Origin of the sequence: Thiocystis violacea (assembly GCF_016583565.1) — a bacterium.
GTDB lineage: Bacteria > Pseudomonadota > Gammaproteobacteria > Chromatiales > Chromatiaceae > Thiorhodococcus > Thiorhodococcus violaceus_A.
Genome location: NZ_NRRF01000021.1, coordinates 12,783 through 33,125, shown reverse-complemented (window position 1 = coordinate 33,125; position 20,343 = coordinate 12,783). Strand labels below are relative to the sequence as shown.

The following is a 20,343-nucleotide window of genomic DNA, read 5'->3' as shown; positions in this document are numbered from 1 at the left end:
ATTAGATCTCGGCCACCAGCTTGTCGTAAAAACCCAGGAAGTCGTCCGGGGTCGCCCCTTCGCGCCACTCGATCGCGCTACGCGGATGTTGGTTGAGTTGACCGGTGATGTTGTAGGGGATGGACGGCCCCCAATCCAGCTCGTTGCGCAGCGGCATGATGTGCTTCTGGATCACATCGATCACCGGGCGCACCTCGAACTTGGGATTGCGCAGGAAGCCCAGCAGCAGCTCGGTATGACAGTTGCCGGCGCCGCGTCCGAAACCGAAAAGCGTGGAGTCCACCCGGTTGCAGCCGAGGATGATGGCCTCGATGGTGTTGGCAAAGGCCAGCTGCAGGTTGTTGTGGGCATGGATGCCGATCTCCTTGCCAGTCCCCGCCAGCGCCGAGGCATATTTCTTGTAGAGCCGGTCGATCTGCTCGCGGTAGAGATAGCCGAAGCTGTCGACGATGACCATGGTGCTGGCCGGCGTGGGTGCGATCGCCTCCAGAACCGTGTCGATCTCCTCCTCCGTGATATTGGAGACCGCCATGAGGTTCGCGGTGGCCTCATAGCCCAGCTCGGTCGCGTGGCGGATCATGTCCACGGCTTCCGAGACCTGATGGGCGTAGAAGGCGACGCGGATCGTCGACAAGGGGCTCTCCGCCGCCGGAACGATCTGGGTTTCCCAGTCACTCTTCCCCGCGTCCGCCATGGCCGCGAGCTTGAGGCCGGTCTTGGCCGCGTCATGATCGCCCACGACGCGCTGCAGATCCGCCTCGTCGCAGTGACGCCAGGCCCCGAACTTCTCCTTGGGGAAGATCTTGGCGGAGTTCTTGTAGCCGATTTCCATGTAGTCGATGCCGGCGTCCACGCAGGCCTGATACACGGCCCTGACGAAGTCGTCGCTGAACTGATGGGCATTCACCAGCCCCCCGTCCCTGACGGTGCAATCGAGCACCTTGAGCTCTGGTCGGAAGGTGATCCAGGGGGCCTTTTCTGACATCTGTCGTTCTCCGGGTGGTCATTGAATGGAAGGCCACGCTCCGACTGGCGGCTGCCGGGTTCGCTCTGGAAGCGCGAAAGCGGCGAAGGCCCCGGTCGATGCGTGACGTCTCCAAGGATTGTGAGCCTTAGGCGCCTGACGAGCAATGACACCCTACGGATGAATTGCCGCAGCGCAACATCGCGAACCCGCAGGGGCAACGGATTCGTCTTTGAACCGCCATCAGGCGGTCACAGCCGACGCCTATCCTGACGTGATTTCATGTGACCCTGATCGCGATCGGCCGGAACGCCGTGTCGCCGGGAGGCCCTCTCTGAACACCCTCGCAAGCCGCGCCAAGCCCACACTGTCCGACCGTATCGATCAGCAGGTTTTCAATGCCATCTACTCCAGGGCGTTGGTCTACAACACCTGCTGGGAGGATCCGGCGGTCGATCGGCTCGCGCTCGATCTCCAGCCGGACGACACGCTGATGGTGATCACCAGCGCCGGATGCAACGTGCTGGACTATGCGCTGACCGCGCCCAAGCGCATCCACGCCGTCGACGCCAACCCACGCCAGAATGCCCTCCTGGAGCTCAAGCTGGCGGCGATCCGCCGGCTCGCGCACGCGGACTTCTTCGCCATCTTCGGCCATGGCTTCCACCCGGAATTTCGCGCCATCTATCAGGACGTGCTGCGCGAGGAGCTGTCTCCCTTCGCGCTGCGGTTCTGGGATCGGCGCGCCGCCTGGTTCGGCAATCCGAACGGCAGCTTCTACTTCCACGGGCTCTCCGGCATCGTCGCGCGACTCTTTCACGCCTATCTCAAGGTGCGCCCGCGCCTGGCCGCGAGCGTGCGGGACCTCTTCGAAACCGACTCGATCGACGACCAGCGGCTGATCTACGACACTCGAGTCTGCCCGCTCATCTGGACGCCCAGCGTCAAGTGGACGCTCTCGCGCCAGCTCACCATGAGCATGCTCGGGGTGCCGCACCCGCAGCGTAAGGAAGTTCAGGCGCAGCACCTGCGCGGCGTCGCGGGCTTCGTTCAGGACGCCATCGAGTACGTCTTCCGCCAACTGCCGATCGCGTCGAACTACTTCTGGTCGGTCTATCTCAGGGGCCGCTATACGGAGCACTGCTGTCCCGAGTACCTCAAGGCCGAGAACTTCGATCGCCTGAAGGCCGGCCTCGTCGACCGGCTGGTTCTGCATACCTCGACCGTGACCGAATTCCTGCAGGGCACGGACGAGCGGATCTCCAAGCTCGTCCTCCTCGACCACATGGACTGGATGAGTTCCTACCATCCGGAGGCGCTCGCGGAGGAGTGGCAAGCCATCCTCGCGCGTGCGAGCGCGGATGCACGCATCATCTTCCGCAGCGCGCATGCAGCGCCGAGCTACCTCGATCGCATCGAGCTTGGCGCGGCGCGCACCCCGCTGCGCGATCGCCTCCAATTCCATCCGGAGCTGGCCCAACGTCTGAGTCTTCTCGACCGCGTTCACACCTATGCCGGCTTCCACATCGCAGACGTGCGGGCATGATCGCCTCCGACGCACGCGTCCTGCTGCGCCTGCTGCTCGGCCAACCCCGTCGGGGGTCTCAGGCCGAGCGGCTCCAGGCCTTCTACGCCCCGCAAGCGGCGGACTACGACCGCTTTCGCGAGCGGTTGCTGCAAGGACGCGAGGCATTGATTCGGTTCATGGACCTGCCCGCGGGTGCGCGGATCCTCGAACTGGGGGGCGGGACCGGGAGCAATCTCGTCCATTTCGGCCAGCGGCTCGCGACCTTCGAACGCGTCGAACTGGTCGACCTCTGCCCCGCCTTGCTTGAGCAGGCGCGCAAGCGCCTGGAGGGCCTGGGCAACGTGCGGATCATCGAGGCGGACGCGACGCGCTATCGGCCGCAGGATCCGCCGGACGCGATCTACTTCTCCTACTCCCTGACCATGATCCCGGATTGGCGAGGCGCCATCCTCAACGCCATCGACGTCCTGAAACCCGGCGGGAAACTGGGCGTCGTCGATTTCTATGTCTCGGATGCGCGGGGTGGCCCCGGCGAGGTGTGCCACGGCGCCTTCACACGTCACTTCTGGCCGCGTTGGTTCGGACACGACGGCGTTCGCCCGAGTCCCGATCACCTGCGCTTACTGCGTGAGCGCCTGGCGCATCATCAATTGCTGGAGCGGCGCGCGCCCCTGCCCTATCTGGAGGGACTCAAGGTGCCCTACTACGTCTTCGTGGGTCGCAAGCCGGTCGCGCTCGACGCGCCATAGAGGGGGCGGACATAGCCGCCCGGCAAGACGCCGGGCCGGGCGGCGCAAGGAGGCATCAGAGCGGCGAATCCGGCGCCGCGATCAGGGCCATGCGGACCAGCTCCGCCAGGGAGTCGGCACGCATCTTCTCCATCACGCGGGAGCGGTGCGCCTCGACCGTCTTGGCACTGACGCCCAGCGTCGAGGCGATCTCCTTGTTGGATCTGCCATCCGTCACCATCGCCATGACCTCGTGCTCGCGCGGGGTCAACTCCGCGAGCCGCATGGCGATCTCGGCCCTCGCGGAGCGGCTGGCGCGGGTCTTCTGGTCGTATTCCAGGGCATTGCGGATGCTGCGCAGCAGATCCTCGTCGTGAAAGGGCTTCTCGATGAAGTCCACGGCACCCGCCTTCATGGCCTTGACGGCCATGGCCACGTCGCCGTGGCCGGTGATCAGGATGACCGGCAGGCGATAGCCCTCGCGGGCGAGATGGGCCTGCAGTTCCAGCCCGCTCATGCCCGGCATGCGTACATCCAGCAGCAGACACCCCGCCCGGCCCGGATAATACTTGGCCAGAAAGGCGTCCGCGGAGTCATAGGTTTGCACCGACATCCCAGTGGTCTCGATCAGCCACTGCAGCGAGGTCCGCATGGCCTGATCGTCGTCGACGACAAAAACGGTTGCGTCAAAAGTCATCCAAGTGTTTCCAGCGATTCAGTCGCGCCGACCTCGGCATCCTTGGCGGTTTCCGAGAGCGGCAAAGTCATGTAAAAGGCCGAGCCCACGCCAAGTTCGGACTCGGCCCAAATGCGTCCGTCGTGATTTTCGGCAATGGTTTGGCTGATCGCCAGCCCCATCCCCATCCCCTTGTCCTTGGTGGTCACGAAGGGATCGAACAGCCCCGAGATGCGCTCCGCCTCGATGCCGGGGCCATTGTCTCCCACCATCACCTCGGCGACAGCGCCCACCCGCGCGGTGCGGATGCGCAGCCGCCGCTCGCCCTCGGGCATCGCCTCCAACGCGTCCAGGGCATTGCCGACCAGATTGAGCAGCACCTGCTCGACCTGGACCAGATCGACACAGATGGGGATCTCGGTGTCGGCCAGCTCCAGCTCGATCTGCATCCCGAGCCGATGGGTCTCGAACTCCAGGAAGGAGCAGACCTCGCGTACCAGATGGTTCAGATCCGCCTGCGAACGTGTCGGCGGCTGCTTGCCGACCAGGGCGCGCAGGCGCCGGATGATCTCGCTCGCCCGCTTGGCCTGGGCGGTGATCTGGTTCATCGCCCCGATCAGCGCCTCCGGCTCGCCCACGCCGCTCTGCAGACGCCGGGTGCAGCCGTTGGCGTAATTGACAATGGCGGACAGCGGCTGGTTCAACTCATGCGCCATGCCGGTCGCTACCTCGCCCATGGTGCTGAGGCGGCAGACGTGCACCAGCTCGGCCTGATGCTGACGGGACTCCTGCTCGGCGCGCCGCACGGCGGTGATGTCACGCGCGTAGATGTTCACGTAGCCGAGATCGCGAATCGGCGCGAGCAGCAATGAGTAGACCTGTCCGGAGACATCCAGCTCACGCTCCAGTGGACGGCTCGTCTGCGCCGCGATCGCGACCTCGGCACCCCATTCCGGCGGCAGACTCTCGCCCGGATCGGCGTCCCAGGCACGCAGCAAGGGCCGGCTGGCGCTGTTGGCATAGACGATGAGCCCCGCGTCAGTGACACGCAGGATGGGGTTCGGGCTCTCGCTGGCAAAGCGCGCGAGGCTCTTGATCTCCTGCTCGGCACGCTTACGGCTGCTGATGTCGTGGATGTAGAGGGTATAGAAGCGCTCGTCGACCAGATCGATCGGCGCGATGGAGATCTCGACCGGCACCTCAGAGCCATCGGCGCGCAGTGCGATCAGCTCGCCCCGGCCCAGTGGCTCGCGGTGCAGATGGCGGGAGCGATCCAGCAGTCGCTTGAAGGCCGCGCGGGTCACGTCAGGCAGAAAGCGCTCGGTGAAGATAGCGCCGATCGCGAAGGGACGGCCCACGCCGAAGAGCCGTTCGGCCGCCGGGTTGTACTCGATGACCCGTCCGCGATGGTCCAGCGTGACGATGGCGTCCAGCGAGGCCTCCATCATGGCCGCCTTGAGCGCCTCGCTCTCACGCATCTCGGCCTGATGCTTGCGGCTCATCTCCTCGCGGGCGGTCAGCACCAGCTGGGTGAAATGCTGGATCCAGTCCTCCAGCAGCACCAGTTGATTTCCGCCGCGGTCGAAGCCCGGCTCGGCGATGCCCAGCGCGCGCTGGGAGAAGCGGGTCATGCGCTTGAGCACCTTGTTCAAACGCGAGGAGACCAGGTAGATGACGGCGGTGAAGACACTCACGAACACGCCCGCCGCGATGAACCGCTGACGACGCTCCAGAATGCGCACATGGCGCGACATCTTCTCGACGCTGGTCAGCGGGACGAAGGTCGTGAAGAGCAGATTGGAGTCCGACCCCTCATACTCGGGGAGCGACTGCGAGGTGATGACGTAGGTGTCACTCCAGTCGCTCAGGATCGAGTCGGGCATGAGCGCGCGCGAGTCGACACTGGCGACGATGCGCTGATCGGCGCTGTCCACCAGCGCAACCGCCGCCCGGCCGACGTTGAGGCCCCGCTGGGAGGCCGCCAGAAAGGCATCGTCCACCGGCACGAGCACGACCAGATAGCCCATGTCGTAGCCGCCCGCATCTTCCACGGCGTCGCTGATCAGCAGATAGAGCCGCTCATCGAGCCGCTCGACCACGGTGCGCACATCCCGCTCGTCGACGAACTGACTGGGCACCTGGGTCGCGACCTCCGTCGGCGCCGGCTCGGCTCCCGGCTGGAAGATCTCGCGCACGCGGCCCTGGGGGTCGGTCAGCAGCACCTGGCTGGGCGCGGTCAAGGCATCGCGCTCGAAGAAGTCCGGTAGCCAGGTGGGCCGGAAATCCTTGTAGACGATCGGGGTGACAGTCTCATCGGCCGACCAGAACAGGGGCTCCAGATATTCGGAGAGCTTGCGATGATTCGCCAGCAGCCGCGTCGTCGCGCCATAGCTCGCCAGATAGCGATCGAATCGGATGAGACTCTCGCGGGCGCGCAGATCCAGTTGGACTTCCAGCTCCTGCTCGAAGATCTTGTCGACCTGCCGGCTCTGAATCTGATCCAGGAGCGTCCAGATCGCGGTCCCGGCGGCCAGACCCACCACGATGGCGACCCAGGGCATCGGCACCCGTCGCAAAACCCTGAACAGAAGTGGTTTAATAGATATCCGAATCACATTGGCGGCTTCTTCACGAAGCTATTTCCCGTAACACCCATGCCTGACACTAAGCACATGCAATTCGACGTCTCTCAAGCCAAAAAGCCTTCGATCCTCAGACGCCTTGGTGCCCTGCTGTACGATCTCGTGCTGCTGATCGCCATCCTCATGCTGGCCAACGCCATCATCGTCATCCCCTACGAGGTCGTCACCGGTCACCCACTCTACGAGAGTTTCCTTCCGCTGACCTTGATGCGGCTGTACCTGCTCGCCGTCATCGCCGGCTTCTACGTCTACTTCTGGACCCATGGCGGACAAACCCTGGGGATGCGCGCCTGGCGCATCCGTGTCATCGGCAACGACGGCGGCTCGATCGGCGCCGCAACCGCCTTCAAGCGCTTCCTCTGGTCCATCGTCAGCTTCGTGCCGGCCGGGCTCGGGCTCTGGCTGAGCCTGTTCAATCGCGACGGGCTCGCGCTGCACGACCGCCGCTCCAGCACCCGGGTCGTCATGATCCCAAAGACCGCCTGAGCAACAGGCCCAGCTGAGCAGTCAGGCCCGGCGCCCGCCGGGCCGCATTCACCGCACACCGCCCGTCAACCGCGTCACCCACTACCCCAGACGTCGCAACAGCAACAGCGCGGCACTGATGAAGAGCGTCGGCGGCGCAATCGCGGCGAGGAAGGGACTCATGCCGAACACCAGCGCCATGTAGGCAAAGGTCCGGCTGAGCAGATAGTAGAGGATGCCGACCAGCGCACCGGCAAAGATGCGCCGGCCAATGCCACTGCTGCGCGAGGAGCCGAGCAGCAGGGGAATCGCGACCAGGATCATCGACAGGGTCAGCACCGGGTGCAGCGCCTTGCCCCAGAAGGCGATTTCATAGGCCCCCGCATCCTGCTTATTGACCGTCATGAAGCGAATGTACTTGTAGAGCCCCCAGATGGGCAGCCCCTGCGGATCGGCAACGATGACCTTGAGCAGATCCGGGGCGAGCATGGAATCCCAACGCCGGCGCTCCACACGCTCCACCTCGACGCCGTCCGTGCTCACCTGGCTGGTGGCGATACCCTCAAGCTCCCAGTGCCCGCCCCGATAGCTCGCCGACTCCGCATGGGTCGCGACGAGCGAGCCCTTCTCCGCGTCGATCCGATAGATATCGATTTCGCTCAGGCTGGTGCCGGAGCGAACGTCGCGGATGTTCACATAGGCGCCGTCGTCGATCGCCCAGAAGCCATAGGGCGTGCGCTGGGCGACATCGCCGGACAAGGCCTGGCGGCGCAGCTCGACGGCGCGCTGCTCCGCGAACGGGGCCACGACCTCGCCGAGCACGACCGCCACGACGGCGAGCAGCACGCCGCCCAAGAGGGCCGCGCGAACGATCTGGGCGAGCGAGAACCCGGCGGCACGAATGGCGACCAGCTCCGAACGGCTGGCGAGCGTCCCGAGCCCGATCAAGGCGCCGATCAGCGTCGCGATGGGAAACACCTGGTAGAGGTAGCGCGGCAGGCTCAGCAGCATGAAGAGAAAGGCGTCCAGGAAGCCATAGTGCTCGACACCGATCGACTCCACCTCATCTGCCAGGATGAAGACGCCCATGAGTGGCACCAGCACGCCCAGAGTCAGCAGGGTGCCACCGATCACCGACCAGGCGAGATAACGATCGAGGATTCTCACTTCGACCCGAACCCGTCATTCTGTAGACTGCGCATCCTGCATCCTAACACCATCTCCAGCCGGCCAGAGCCAGCTGAACGCCGACCTTTCCAGCACCGCCAGGAGCCCCGCGATGGAATTCAAAGTCAAAACCGGTGATCTCACCACGCACAAGACCCCCTGCCTCGTTCTGGGCGTCTTCGATCGCCGCAAGCTCGCCGGAGCCGCCGAGGCGGCCGACCGAGCCAGCGGCGGACAGATCAGCGCGCTGCTCAAGAAGGGCGATCTGGACGGCGAGATCGGCCAGACGCTCATGCTCTACGACGTACCTGGACTGGCGGCGGAGCGCGTGCTGCTGGTCGGCTGCGGCAAGAAGAAGGAGCTCACGCGCGCCAACGCCCGCAAGGTCGTCGCCTGCGCCATTGGCTTACTGCAGCTGACGCACTGCGGCGACGCCACCCTTGCGCTCAGCGAGCCCTTACCCACGGATGCCGACCTCTACGCCGCACTGCGTGACAGCGTGCTCGCCGCGCAGGACAAGGTCTACCGCTACAGCCAGACCAAAGAGGACAAAAAGGCACCCAAGACACCGCTCAAGCGTCTCACGCTCTGGGTCGGCGGCAAGCAGGAGACGGGGGCTGCCGAGCAGGCGGTGCGGCACGGTCACGCCATGGCGAACGGCGTCGCACTCGCCAAGGAGCTCGGCAACCTGCCGGGCAACATCTGCACCCCGAGCTATCTGGCGGACAAGGCGCAGCAGCTTGGCAAGGACTTCAAGGCCCTGAAGGTCGAGGTGCTCAACGAGGACAAGATGGCCGAACTCGGCATGGGCGCGCTGCTCTCCGTCTCGCGCGGCAGCCGCGAGCCGGCGAAGCTGATCATCATGCATTACAAGGGCGGCAAGTCCGATACCAAGCCCGTCGTGCTCGTCGGCAAGGGCCTCACCTTCGATGCGGGCGGCATCTCGCTGAAGTCGGCCGCCGAGATGGACGAGATGAAGTACGACATGTGCGGCGGCGCCAGTGTCTTCGGCACCGTCCTGGCCGCCTGCGAGCTGGGCCTGCCGATCAACCTCATCGCCGTGGTGCCGTCCTCGGAGAACCTGCCCGACGGGGCCGCCAACAAACCGGGCGACATCGTCACCAGCATGTCCGGCCAGACCATCGAGATCCTCAACACGGACGCCGAGGGCCGCCTCATCCTCTGCGACGCCCTCACCTATTGCGAACGTTTCGACCCGGCGGTCGTCATCGACATGGCGACCCTGACCGGCGCCTGCGTGGTCGCGCTCGGCAAGCACCCGGCCGGTCTCTTCACCCCGGACGACAGGCTCGCCGAGGAGATCCTCAAGGCCGGCGATGCCGCCGCGGACCGCGCCTGGCGCCTGCCGCTGTGGGACGACTATCAGCCCCAGCTCGACAGCAACTTCGCCGATATCGCCAACATCGGCGGCCGCGAAGCCGGCGCCGTCACCGCCGCCTGCTTCCTGTCGCGCTTTACCAAGAAATACCGCTGGGCGCATTTGGACATCGCCGGGATCGCCTGGGTCGGCGGCAAGGAAAAGGGCGGCACCGGCCGGCCGGTCGCCCTGCTGACGCAGATCCTGCTGGAGCGCAGCGGGGTGCTCAAATAGGACTGGCGGCAGACGGCTCGATGCGCGGCGCTCGACGCCCAGGAACTGTCCATCAATTGCTTCCCGTCTTTCTGGTCACGAAGCTCCAGCTTCGTGACCTCAGCGATGAAGCTCTGCTTCACCACTTCAGCGGCTTCCGGCCCTTGATTGGGTCGACCCAGGCGCTGATCCTCGAGCTCGCGAAGCAGCGCTTCGTCTCGCGGGTGAAGAAGCTGGAGCTTCGTCACCAGGCTCGAATCGGAACGTAGACGATGGGCAGTTACTTAGCGGTGATGCGCCCAATCCGGGATCAGTCTCCATGCCTCGCGCATGCTGGCGTGCATCAGCTCGATCCGCGGCTCGTGACGGCGAACCCGCTCCCAGAAACGCGTGGAGTGGTTGTGCTCGAGCGTGTGACAGAGCTCATGCACCATCACATAGCGCACCTGCTCGGGCGGCAGAAACAAGAGTTTGCCGTTCAGGCTGATACGGCACTGGTGGGTGCAGCTGCCCCAACGGCTGCGCTGATTCTTCACCGAGAGCCCGCTGTAGCTCAGCCCCGTCTCTTCGCAAAGCGCGTCGAACCAGGGCTCCAGTGCCGCCTTCGCATAGCGCATGAGCCAGCGACGCAGCGCCGCCTGGCAAGCGTCCAGATCGCCAATGGCGCCGAGCACCAGCACCTGGTTGGACGGCCCCGCGCGCGCGCTCACCGTGGTGGACGCACTCTGGCGGTAGTCGACCGACCACCGCTCATCGAGCGCCCTCAGCGCGATGTCTTCCGGCCGCGCCAGGGCGCGGCTGGCGGGTGTTTGGCCACGGATCTCGAAGGCATCCAGGTGCCGAGCGACCCAGTCCGCCTTGTTGGCCACGAGCCGCATCACCTCGGCGAGCGGCACACCCGTGGGCGCGGTGACGACCAACCCGTCGCGCGCCGTGACGCGCAACCACACCGAGCGCGCCCTGGCCGACTTGCGAACCTTGAAGTCGACGCCACGGCCGTCCGGCAGGTCCAGATGCAACGCCGGCGGCATCAGAAGACCCAGGCGATCAGCAGGGTGAGGATCAGAAAGAAGGTGAAGAACGACCCCAGCATGAACTGAAGCTCGCCGATCAGGCCATCGCCCGACACGATCGCGAACACGACGAAGAGCGCGACGGTCAAGCCGAACCCCCAGGGGACGGACGCCTTGAGGCTCATGCCCTCGCCCATGGACGCGAGGACCGGCCCTGTCGCCGGCAGGAAGACGGCGATGACCACCACGAGGAGGACCACCGCGGCCAGGATCGCGACGGCCAAGATCTTGAGATCGCCCCGATTATCGGCGCCCATCGCGCTCAAGCCCCCGCTTGCGGATGAGCCTTGGCCAGTTCGCGGATCGCGCCCGGATCCGGCAGGCCGCGGACGAAAAGCTCTGGCGTATCGCCCGCGGTGAAGACAGTGATGTCGCCCGCGTTCATGATGCGCTGAAAGAGGCTTTGAGTGACCCTCACGGTGCGCACCGAAGACATGTTGATCTCGGTGTACTGCTTGCTGAGCAGACCATGGGTCCAGATCAGCTCGTCTTCGGTGATCACCAATCGGTCGGCCCGCGCGGAGACCCACCAGCTGAGGAGCTGCAGGGTCGAGAGCGCGAAGATGCCGATGCCAATCATCTGGAGGACCTTGCCGTCGATCCTCCCGACCAGCTGGGCTGGCAGCAGCTGAGGCCCCAGCACGGCGACGAGGATCCCGCCCAGAAGGAGGACGATCGCCATCAAGACGCCGAAGGGACGCATGCGCAGAACGGAGGGATGGGCTTGGTAGAGCATCGCGGACATACACAGACTCCTAGATGAATGCATGGACTGGAAACCGCCTCGATCAAGGGTCGCTTAGCGGCTTCTATTTACAGAAATAACAAAAACTTAAAGTATCAATCGACGACCAATCCGAGTCCAGCCGAGGATACTAGCAGCAAGCCCCCGGCATAGAAAGCGACCCGCGGGCAGCAGTTTTGAGCCGCGACGCGGTCCCGTTCTGCGAAGAACAGCCGGTTCCAGGCAGCCCAAATCATCGACAATGCAACCATGAACCAACGGCGCCGCAAGCCCCGGTAGCCGCGCTGCCGTCGGGACGCCTGAACGCGTTCCATCAAGCCGTTGCCCCATCAAGCCGTCTCACCATCACAGACCGGTATCATTGCACCATGAAGCGCCGCTCGCTGTTGACCGTCACCCCTGGCCCCATTCGCACACGTCTGCTGCGCGACCTCATCCTCCTCGTCGCCTTCACCGTCGGGCTGCTGGCGCTGATCAACATCCTCCTCATCGACGACATCAAGCACGATCTCGCGGGGAACCGCATCGAGGCCGCGACGACCTTGGTGCGCGACGAGGTCCGCAACCTGCTGGTTCCCGTGCAGCAACAGCTGCTCATCATCCGCGACGGACTGCACAGCGCCGAGATCGCCCCGGCAGACGAGCACGAGCTCAATCTGCGGCTCGTTCCCACGCTCGCCCACATGCGGCAGATTGCCGGCGCCATCGATGCCATGGAGGACGGGGCGGAGTATTTCCTGCAGCGGGACGGGGCGGATTGGGTGACGCGTGTGCGCGAGCCCGGCGACCCGGGGCGGTTTCGACAATCGCGCTGGGACAGCGCGATGACGCTGATCGAGCGCCAGGATCTGAGCATGGACTACGATCCGCGCAAGCGCCCCTGGTACGAGGACGCGCTCCAGGACATCGACCAGCTGGTGTGGAGCCCGCCCTATATCTTCACCTCGCTGGGCGTGCCAGGCATCACGGCGTCCATCGCATGGAAAGATCAGGAGCGCGTCCGCGTGACTGGGTTCGACATCACCCTGAAGACCATCGTCGAGACCATCGACCGCCTCGACATCGGCACCGACGGACAGGGCTTTCTCTTCAGCGGCGCGGGCGGCATCTTCGTTCAGCCAGCGCAACCAGACGCCCGTGACGCGAACCATCGAACCGCCGGCTTTTTCTCCGCCAACAGCCGGATGGGCGGCCCGCTCCAGTTCGACGCGGTGGCCGCCTGGAACGCCGCCGGCCAGCCTCAGGAGGACCTGCTGCGCTTCCATAGCGGAGGACAGGACTGGTGGGGTGGGTTCCGCCCCCTCACGGAGGATCCGGATGCCGCCTGGATCGCCGTGACCCTGCCCGTCTCGGCCACGCTCAGCATCCTGCAGAGCCGCTGGCACATCATCCTGCTCACCACGCTCGGGATCCTCGGGGCCAGTCTGGGCCTGGCGCTCGTCGTGGTGCGCAAGTACAGCCACCAGCTGCGCGATCTCCCCAAGCTCAGCATCGACCGCCGTCAGCCTGAGCAGGATCTGCGATACCTCATCGGCTCCGGCGAGGGTCCGCACCTCGAATTCAAGTCGACCATGCGGATGAACCTGCACGCCAAGACGCCGGGCAAGGAGATCGAGCTTGCCTGGCTGAAGGGCGTCGCCGCCTTCCTCAACACCGAGGGCGGCATCGTGCTGCTCGGCATCGCCGATGACGGAACCACCCTGGGATTGGCCGCCGACAAGTTCGAGAACGAGGACAAGTGCCAACTGCACTTCAAGAACCTGCTCAACCAACACCTGGGACCTGAGTACGCCAGGCTGGTGCGCTTCTTCCTGCTGGATCTCGACGGGCTGCGCATCGGCGCCGTCGAGTGCGAGCGCGCCGAGGCGCCGGTCATCCTGCGTGACGACAAGAAGCGCGAACTCTTCATCATCCGCAACGGCCCCTCCAACATCGAGCTCCCCATCAGTCGCGCGCTCAGGTACATCCGCAACAGGTTCTAGCCGGGTCGCGCCTCGGCGTGCGGGGCCACTCGCGCCGGGGCGGCTGTGGTCGCACCCTTACTGCACAGGCTGTGTCAGCCGGCCTACCGAGGATCCGAAACCCGATCTTCCACGTTTTGATTCGCTTTAAGGCGCCTCATTCCAACTTCTTTGCCAATTCCATGCACGCATCGTCCACCATCGAGGGTTAGTCTATGGCTCCAGGGAAACGCCGTTGCGGGATGGCCGTTCGCATCGCCATCCCAGTCCAGAAGCCGGCGGAACCCATCGCCGTCCAGGGCCAACGCGCCAAGACCAAGAATTAGCCCCTTCATCCCTCGCCTGGCGATCTCTTCCCCGCCAGGTGAGGGTTCTTTTTGTGCCGCGGCACGTCCTGCCTCCTCCTTGGCGAGACCGCAGACTTCATCACCTGGTCTCAACCGCCCTCGAACGAACGACCAGTGCGCTGGGCGCCGAGCCGCGTCCGGGTCCGCGCGATTCCTCAAGCCGCCTCCGCGATCACGGCCTGGCAGCGATTGAGCGCGGAAAGGACCGCGCGCAACGCGGCCGCAACCGTGTCCCGATCGATGGCCGCGCCGCTCACGCGCACCCCGTCGATGTCCAGATCGACATAGGCGGCGGCCTCGGCGTCCGTGCCTTCGCCAATGGCGTGCTCCTGATAATCCAGCACGCCGAGGCGGCGCCCGCTCGCCCGGGTCCAGGCATCGACGAAGGCCGCAATGGCGCCCTGCCCCTCACCATGCAAGGTGCGCGCGCCGTCCGGCCCGCCGATCCGAACCTCGATGACGTCTCGACCGTTGCGTTCGAGCCTGTAGCCCAGGAGCCGCTCGGGTGCCTGATCGACGATGAACTGGCGCTCGAAGATGTCGCGAATGCTCGCGGCGTCGAGCACACCGCCGCGTGCCTCGCTCTCGCGCTGAACCAACCGGGCCAGTTCGACCTGCAGCCAGCGCGGCAGCACCAACCCATATTCGCGCTCCAGCACGAAGGCCACGCCGCCCTTGCCGGACTGGCTGTTGACGCGGATCACGGCCTGATAGCTGCGGCCCAGATCGTCTGGATCGATCGGCAAATAGGCCACCTGCCAGGGTGCGTCATGATCCTGGCGCGACAGGCACTTGCGGATGGCATCTTGATGACTGCCCGAGAAGGCCGTGTAGACCAGCTCGCCGATCCAGGGATGGCGCGGATGCACGGGCAAGCCGGTGCACTGGGTGCAGACCTCCGCGATCTCGTCCGGGCGGCTGAGATCGAGCCCCGGATCGATCCCCTGACTGTAGAGATTCATCGCCAGCGTCAGGAGATCGGCGTTGCCGGTCCGCTCGCCGTTGCCGAGCAGTGTGCCCTCCACCCGATCCGCCCCGGCCAATATCGCCATCTCGGCCGCCGCGACCGCGCCGCCGCGGTCGTTGTGGGTGTGCACGGAGAGGATGATGCCCTCGCGTCGGCTGATGTGCGTGGCGAAATACTCCACCTGATCGGCAAAGACGTTCGGACTTGAAACCTCCACCGTGGCCGGGAGGTTGATGATGCAGGGGTTGTGCTTGGTCGGCCTCCAGACATCCAAGACCGCCTCGCAGACAGCGATGGCATAGTCCGGCTCGGTCGCCGTGAAGCTCTCCGGCGAGTATTGGAAGGTCCAGCGCGTCCGCGGGAAGTCCCGCGCCATGTCCTGGACCCAGACGGCGCCCTGGCGCGCGATCGCCTTGACGCCCTCGCGATCCTGCCCGAAGACCCAGTCTCGCTGCACGGGCGAGGTCGAGTTATAGACATGCACGATCGCCTGACGCACCCCGCGCAAGGCGTCATAGGTGCGGCGGATCAAGTCCTCGCGCGCCTGCACCAAGACCTGAATGGTCACGTCCTCCGGGATCTGCTCCTCCTCGATCAGCCAGCGCACGAAGTCGTAATCCGGCTGACTGGCAGCCGGAAAACCGACCTCGATCTCCTTGAAGCCCAGCCTCAGCAACAACCCCCAGAAACGCCGTTTCTGCGCCACGCTCATCGGCTCGACGAGGGCCTGATTCCCATCGCGCAGGTCCACACTGGCCCAGGTTGGCGCGGTCTGGATGGTCCGATTTGGCCATTGGCGGTTGGGCAAATCCACCACCGGGCTGGGGCGGTATCGACGGTGGTCGAAGCGGCTCATAGTGCTCTCCTTGATCGGGCGGTGTCTGATCGGATCTGGGGGTCGATGCCTCAGTCAGCTGGCCCTGTGCCGGGTATGGCTCGGGCCGCTCCATTTCTGGTTGGAAATCGGAGCCTGGACGGCGCGCGCCTTGTGAGCGCTTGCCTGGGTGTCGGCCGGTCAACCGACTGGCGCCAGGTTACGTGAGGCAGCCGGGCAGCCGATTGCGAAAGCGACAGGATTCCGCCAGCCTTGCGCAATCTTCTGCTAATTTTCCCGCTCTAGACACGAGCATCCCCGGCTGAAACCCGCAAGAGAAGCCGCTCATGTTGCCCGCCAGAGCTGTCAATCATCGACACAGGAGCCCCCATGAAGCTCGATCGCTACGACCAGCGCATTCTCACCGAACTCCAGCAAGACGGCCGGATCAGCAACCAAGAGCTCGCCGACCGCATCGGCCTCTCGCCCTCGCCCTGTCTCAGGCGCGTGCGCGCCCTCGAAGAGGCCGGGTTCATCACGGGGTATCGCGCGACCCTGGACGGACAGAAGCTGGGGCTCAGCCTCATGGTGATCCTGAGCATCTCCATGGATCGGCACACCCCCGAGCGTTTCGAGCACTTCGACGCCGCCATCCAGGGCATGCCGGAAGTGCTCGAATGCCTGCTGATTACCGGCCGCGAGGCCGACTACCAGCTCAAAGTGGTCGTGCGTGACATGGACGCCTATCAGGACTTCTTGTTGAACAAGATCACACGTTTGGAAGGTGTTGCGGGCGTCCACTCCAGTTTCGTGCTGAGACGGGTGCTGGAACGCGGCAATCTGCCGATACCCTAAGTGAGAGTTCAGAAGTGAGAGTTCAGAAGTGAGAGTTCAGAAGTGAGAGTTCAGAAGTGAGGCTTCAGAGAACGCCAGGGATCAGGCGCCGGCGCAGTGCGCTAGACAGGCCACGACCGGGGGATTCTCCCCGAGAGTGGCACGCGTAATGCTCAAGTCTAGGTGAAGACAGCATTCGCCAACCGAAACAGGGAGCGAAGACATGTATACCAAGCAAATCCAGACGCAGACAGTCAGCCAAGAGCAGCAAGACCGCGAGCGCGCTCGCAGGCTGCGCGGAGTCCTAACGGAAATGTCACTTCGTGACGAAAATGTGCTCTTTGCCAACACCCGTGGCATCAGTGAGAACAACAGGTCCTTCGGCTTCCAGCCGGGCTACCTCAACAGCCGCAGCGGTGAGCAGGTTCTGTCACGCTTCAGTGACGGAAGGCCCGCACCTGTTCACCTTCTTGACGGTCTGCCGGACACCTGGGTCCGCGCCCGCGACGAGAAGGGCAAGATTACGGCGGTCGAGCCCGAGGTGATCTCCGGCTTCATCCGCGACGGCCTCTTCTATACCCGCGAGGAAGCGCTGAAGGCGGCGGCACACTGAGGTGAGCATGCCTCGGCCCGCTCGGGAGCGCGTCCCCAGCGCCATCTCGACGAGACCGCGCCTCGGCGCGATGGGCGCCATGGAGCACATCCGCCGCCCCGGCATCCCGCGCCACGCCCGTCAACCCATCCGGGTGATCAGCCGCCGAGCGTGATCCCGGCACTGGCGTCTTGCATCGTCTCGAAGGATCATTCCGTCAGCGCGAGCAGCCCCGCTCTCAGCCCACTCCGCCCCGACTCCCGACCTTGACTCACGCGCGCGGCGACACCCCGGGAATCAGCCGATGCGGGTCATTTCGTTGACAGTGAAGGCGTCAACGCTCCCCTCGGTTGCGGCCAGATAGTCCTTCAGGTGCTGCGCGCCCATGTGCGTCTGCCACAGGTCACGCGACTCCCAGGTCTCGTAGAACAAGAACCGGGCTGGATCGACGTTGTCCTGGTGCAGGTCGTATTGCAGGCAACCCTGTTCCGCGCGGGTGGCATCGAGCAGCTTCTCCAGCTCCGTCCTGACCAAGTCGATCTTGTCGGATTTGGCCGTGATGTTGGCGACGATCGTCAGCGTTGGCATGTTCGTGGTGTCCATCTGGTGGAGTCGGCGTACGAAACGGCCACCGGCTGAAAGCCGGCGGGTTCGAGTCACGGACTGAACGACGCGTCCTGTCAAATGGACCCGAATCCCGCGTGCTCGCGCGGCAACGTTACCCCTGAGCGCGGATCGGCGACACTGGGCGCGGAGCCGTGCTACGCGAACCAACCCATGCGGTCTCTATCCGATACCCGCTTCACAGTCTCTTTCGCATGGAATTTCTACGATTATGCGCCTGCGGTCGATGGCAGAGAACAGGACGATGCGCTCGACTGTCAGACGAGAGAAGGCAATTTCCGCAAAACACCTCCCTCGCCGGGCAAAGCGCAGCGTGCCCAGCTTGCCAGCGCGGAGGTGTGAACGATAGGCACGCCCGTCCAACTCCAGTACGCCACTCGGTCGAAGCAGAGGGCACACCAAGCGGCGGAACAGTTGCACGGACGGCTGAGTGACTGGTTTTCACAAGGAGCACATTGATCGTGATGAAGCTGATCCCCAAGCTGATCCTCCTATTCATCGCCATGGTCGCGGTGGGCGTTCTCTGGCAACGGACGCAACTGAGCGCGCTGGCGCTCAGCCGGATCGATCCCGTCCCCGAGACGCGCCAACTGGTCGAGCAGGAGCGCTACGCCGAGGCCGCCGACTATCTCGGCTTTTTCATGGAGTATCCCTACGTCCAGAGCGATCCTCGCGCCCAGGCCTTGCAGCAGGAGATCGAGGCGGTCCGCGGGAGTCTCGGCTACCAGGCCAGCAAGCTCGCGGAAGGACTCTTGGGCGGCACCAGCGACGAGACCCTCGGGCAGGCAACGAGCGTGGCGACCGATTTCTTCGTCATCGGGGATCTGCGTGATCTGACCAAGCAAGGAATCAACTGGGCGAGCGGCGAGGAGACGGATGAGGTGGTCGTCGCGCTGGCGACGATCGGCGTCGCCGCCAGCGCGGCCCAGCTCGCCAGTGGCGCCGCAACCGTCGGCACAGTGGGGGCCGCGGCGCCGAGCGTGGCCGCGACAACCGCGCTCAAGGGCGGCGCAACCATCCTCAAGGCCGCGCGCAAGCTCGGCAAGCTCCCGCCCTGGCTGGGCAAGACACTCGTCAAGTCGGCCAAGAGTGTCAAGCAGACGCGCTCGCTGGATTCGGTGACCGAGCTGTTCGGCAGCGTCTACACACTGGCCAAGACGCGTGGCGGGATGACGCTGCTGAGCAAGACGCACGATGCCGCCTCGCTCAAGCGGATGGCGGCCTTTGCCGAGACCTTCGGCCAGCACAGCGCAACCCTCTATCGCATCGGCGGTGACAGCGTCCTGCAGACCGCCCGGCGCACCGGCGAACTCGGCCAGGACGCGATCAAGCTGGCCGCGACCTATGGCCAGCAAGGCTTGCGCGCGCTCGACCGGATGGGCGCGGTCACCTTCGTCAAGGTCTCGGCGCGTGCCTCGAAGATCGCCTATAAGGGTGATCTGATCCGCCTGATCGCCCGCTGGCTCATGCAGGTTCCGACCTGGGCGCTCTATGCCATCGTCGGACTCGGGATCGCCGTCTGGGTGCCATGGCGAGGACTGCGGCGCGGCGCGCGGCACTGGGTGGTCGCGCGCGAGCCCAGCGCGCTTGGCGCCTCAATCCCGCGTGTACTCCGGTAACCGCGCGCCACAGTCCTTGCAGAAGGCGGCGTCCGGCTCGTGCCCCTCGGTCAGGCACTCGGGGCAGGTGCGGGTGGTCGGCTGGCGGCGGAAGCGCAGGGCGGTCATCTCGGCGGTCACGATGCCGGTCGGCACGGCAAGGATGCCCCAGCCAATGAGCATCATCGCGGAGGCGATGAGCTTGCCGAGATCGGTGTGCGGCGTCACGTCGCCATAGCCCACGGTCGTCATGGTCACAATGGCCCAATAGACGGCCGTCGGGATGCTGGTGTAGCCGTTCTCCGGCCCCTCGACCACGTACATGGCCGTGCCGAGCAGCAGTACAGTGATCATGACGACCGACAGGAAGATGAAGATCTTGCGCGCGCTGCCGCGCAGCGCCTCTGCCAGGGCGCGGTATTCGGCAACGTACTCGGTGAGCTTGAGGATTCGAAAGATGCGCAATAAGCGCAGCAGTCGCACCCCTTGAAATGCGACCGCACCCGGCAGCAGGAGGGCGAGATAGCTCGGCAGAACCGCCACCAGGTCCACGATGCCGAAGAAACTGCGGGCGTAGCGGGTCGGGTGGCGGACGCACCAGAGCCGAGCGGCGTATTCCAACGTGAAGAGGCCGGTGAAGCACCATTCGAGCCCACGGAAGAGCGCGTGGTAGCGGCCCGCGAGGCCGGCCACGCTGTCCATGACCACGACCGACACACTGAGCAGGATCGCCACGAGCAGAATCAGGTCGAAGGCCCGGCCCGCGCGGGTGTCGGCCTCGAAGATGATCCTGTAGAACGCCAGGCGAAGCCCAGTCTCGGGCTTGCCGTATGGCCTCTCTTGCACGCGCTCGACCGCGCTAGCGCGACGGACAGGGGTCATTGGCAGGTTCTCCTGTCACCGATCAATGAGCATCCCATGCTCTGGAAAGTCCCGCCATCCGGCAGCGATGCGCGGATTCGCGCAGACAGTCGCCGAACCGGTCTGAGCCGGGCTCCGCCATGGCAGTTCACAGCCGCTCGAAGCG

The 20,343-nt window shown here is 65.0% G+C and carries 20 protein-coding genes; 10 read left to right on the top strand and 10 right to left on the bottom strand.

All coding sequences use genetic code 11. From position 1 onward, the window contains the following. Position 1: 1 nt before the first annotated feature. Entirely contained in the window at positions 2-985 is a 984-nt protein-coding gene (locus CKO23_RS10640) for an aldolase catalytic domain-containing protein (protein WP_200330825.1), read from the bottom strand. 211 nt (positions 986-1,196) lie between these two features. Here CKO23_RS10640 and CKO23_RS10635 point away from each other — a divergent pair, with 211 nt between their 5' ends. Then, positions 1,197-2,510 (top strand): DUF3419 family protein, encoded by a 1,314-nt coding sequence (locus CKO23_RS10635; RefSeq protein ID WP_242482349.1) that lies wholly within the window; start codon positions 1,197-1,199, stop codon positions 2,508-2,510. After that, positions 2,507-3,241: a class I SAM-dependent methyltransferase gene (locus CKO23_RS10630; protein WP_200330823.1), complete on the top strand. Its 735-nt coding sequence runs from the start codon at positions 2,507-2,509 to the stop codon at positions 3,239-3,241. Before CKO23_RS10635 ends, CKO23_RS10630 begins: the two co-directional genes overlap by 4 nt. A 55-nt stretch (positions 3,242-3,296) precedes the next feature. Here CKO23_RS10630 and CKO23_RS10625 read toward each other — a convergent pair whose 3' ends face one another. Together CKO23_RS10625 and CKO23_RS10620 are read right to left on the bottom strand one after the other, a co-directional pair. Then, the gene (locus CKO23_RS10625; protein ID WP_200330821.1) at positions 3,297-3,917 is read right to left on the bottom strand and encodes a response regulator transcription factor; all 621 of its coding nucleotides are present in this window, start codon (positions 3,915-3,917) and stop codon (positions 3,297-3,299) included. Beyond that, positions 3,914-6,457, bottom strand: coding sequence for a PAS domain-containing sensor histidine kinase (locus CKO23_RS10620; protein ID WP_200330819.1), 2,544 nt, complete (start codon positions 6,455-6,457; stop codon positions 3,914-3,916). Before CKO23_RS10620 ends, CKO23_RS10625 begins: the two co-directional genes overlap by 4 nt. A 93-nt stretch (positions 6,458-6,550) precedes the next feature. Here CKO23_RS10620 and CKO23_RS10615 point away from each other — a divergent pair, with 93 nt between their 5' ends. After that, the gene (locus tag CKO23_RS10615) at positions 6,551-7,024 is read left to right on the top strand and encodes an RDD family protein (RefSeq protein WP_242482348.1); all 474 of its coding nucleotides are present in this window, start codon (positions 6,551-6,553) and stop codon (positions 7,022-7,024) included. An 81-nt stretch (positions 7,025-7,105) separates the two neighbouring features. Here CKO23_RS10615 and lptG read toward each other — a convergent pair whose 3' ends face one another. Further along, on the bottom strand, positions 7,106-8,170 hold the full coding sequence (gene lptG, locus CKO23_RS10610) for an LPS export ABC transporter permease LptG (RefSeq protein ID WP_200330815.1): 1,065 nt from the start codon (positions 8,168-8,170) through the stop codon (positions 7,106-7,108). A 112-nt stretch (positions 8,171-8,282) separates the two neighbouring features. On the opposite strand from lptG, the gene CKO23_RS10605 reads away from it, so the two are divergent. Both CKO23_RS10605 and CKO23_RS10600 read left to right on the top strand, forming a co-directional pair. Beyond that, positions 8,283-9,782, top strand: a complete 1,500-nt coding sequence (locus tag CKO23_RS10605; RefSeq protein WP_200330813.1) for a leucyl aminopeptidase — start codon at positions 8,283-8,285, stop codon at positions 9,780-9,782. Positions 9,783-9,838: 56 nt separating this feature from the next. After that, entirely contained in the window at positions 9,839-10,030 is a 192-nt protein-coding gene (locus tag CKO23_RS10600; protein WP_200330811.1) for a hypothetical protein, read from the top strand. Between the two features lie 15 nt (positions 10,031-10,045). Here CKO23_RS10600 and CKO23_RS10595 read toward each other — a convergent pair whose 3' ends face one another. From CKO23_RS10595 to CKO23_RS10585, 3 genes are read right to left on the bottom strand one after another with little or no spacing between them, the layout of a single operon-like run. Next, complete coding sequence (locus tag CKO23_RS10595; RefSeq protein ID WP_200330809.1) at positions 10,046-10,792, bottom strand: M48 family metallopeptidase; 747 nt, start codon at positions 10,790-10,792, stop codon at positions 10,046-10,048. Continuing rightward, positions 10,792-11,091, bottom strand: a complete 300-nt coding sequence (locus CKO23_RS10590; RefSeq protein ID WP_200330807.1) for a hypothetical protein — start codon at positions 11,089-11,091, stop codon at positions 10,792-10,794. Before CKO23_RS10590 ends, CKO23_RS10595 begins: the two co-directional genes overlap by 1 nt. A gap of 5 nt (positions 11,092-11,096) precedes the next feature. After that, entirely contained in the window at positions 11,097-11,579 is a 483-nt protein-coding gene (locus CKO23_RS10585) for a PH domain-containing protein (RefSeq protein ID WP_200330805.1), read from the bottom strand. Between the two features lie 368 nt (positions 11,580-11,947). On the opposite strand from CKO23_RS10585, the gene CKO23_RS10580 reads away from it, so the two are divergent. Continuing rightward, on the top strand, positions 11,948-13,561 hold the full coding sequence (locus CKO23_RS10580; protein WP_200330803.1) for an RNA-binding domain-containing protein: 1,614 nt from the start codon (positions 11,948-11,950) through the stop codon (positions 13,559-13,561). A gap of 481 nt (positions 13,562-14,042) precedes the next feature. On the opposite strand, the gene leuA is transcribed toward CKO23_RS10580, so the two are convergent. Beyond that, positions 14,043-15,710: a 2-isopropylmalate synthase gene (gene leuA, locus CKO23_RS10575; RefSeq protein ID WP_200330802.1), complete on the bottom strand. Its 1,668-nt coding sequence runs from the start codon at positions 15,708-15,710 to the stop codon at positions 14,043-14,045. A gap of 348 nt (positions 15,711-16,058) precedes the next feature. Between leuA and CKO23_RS10570 the strand changes: the two genes are divergently transcribed. From CKO23_RS10570 to CKO23_RS10560, 3 genes are all read left to right on the top strand, one after another. Further along, complete coding sequence (locus CKO23_RS10570; RefSeq protein ID WP_200330800.1) at positions 16,059-16,523, top strand: Lrp/AsnC family transcriptional regulator; 465 nt, start codon at positions 16,059-16,061, stop codon at positions 16,521-16,523. 202 nt (positions 16,524-16,725) lie between these two features. Then, positions 16,726-17,115 carry a hypothetical protein gene (locus CKO23_RS10565; protein ID WP_200330798.1) on the top strand — a complete coding sequence of 130 codons (390 nt, stop codon included), beginning with the start codon at positions 16,726-16,728 and terminating at the stop codon, positions 17,113-17,115. 7 nt (positions 17,116-17,122) lie between these two features. Continuing rightward, a complete protein-coding gene (locus CKO23_RS10560; RefSeq protein WP_200330796.1) occupies positions 17,123-17,269 on the top strand; it encodes a hypothetical protein in 147 nt (48 codons plus the stop codon). 122 nt (positions 17,270-17,391) lie between these two features. Here the strand turns inward: CKO23_RS10560 and CKO23_RS10555 are convergent, their stop codons facing one another. After that, the gene (locus CKO23_RS10555) at positions 17,392-17,682 is read right to left on the bottom strand and encodes a putative quinol monooxygenase (protein ID WP_200330794.1); all 291 of its coding nucleotides are present in this window, start codon (positions 17,680-17,682) and stop codon (positions 17,392-17,394) included. 500 nt (positions 17,683-18,182) lie between these two features. Between CKO23_RS10555 and CKO23_RS10550 the strand changes: the two genes are divergently transcribed. Further along, the gene (locus CKO23_RS10550; protein WP_242482356.1) at positions 18,183-19,337 is read left to right on the top strand and encodes a hypothetical protein; all 1,155 of its coding nucleotides are present in this window, start codon (positions 18,183-18,185) and stop codon (positions 19,335-19,337) included. Here the strand turns inward: CKO23_RS10550 and CKO23_RS10545 are convergent. Next, on the bottom strand, positions 19,314-20,198 hold the full coding sequence (locus CKO23_RS10545) for an ion transporter (protein ID WP_200330790.1): 885 nt from the start codon (positions 20,196-20,198) through the stop codon (positions 19,314-19,316). The two genes, CKO23_RS10550 and CKO23_RS10545, sit on opposite strands and share 24 nt — an antisense overlap. Positions 20,199-20,343: the final 145 nt, after the last annotated feature.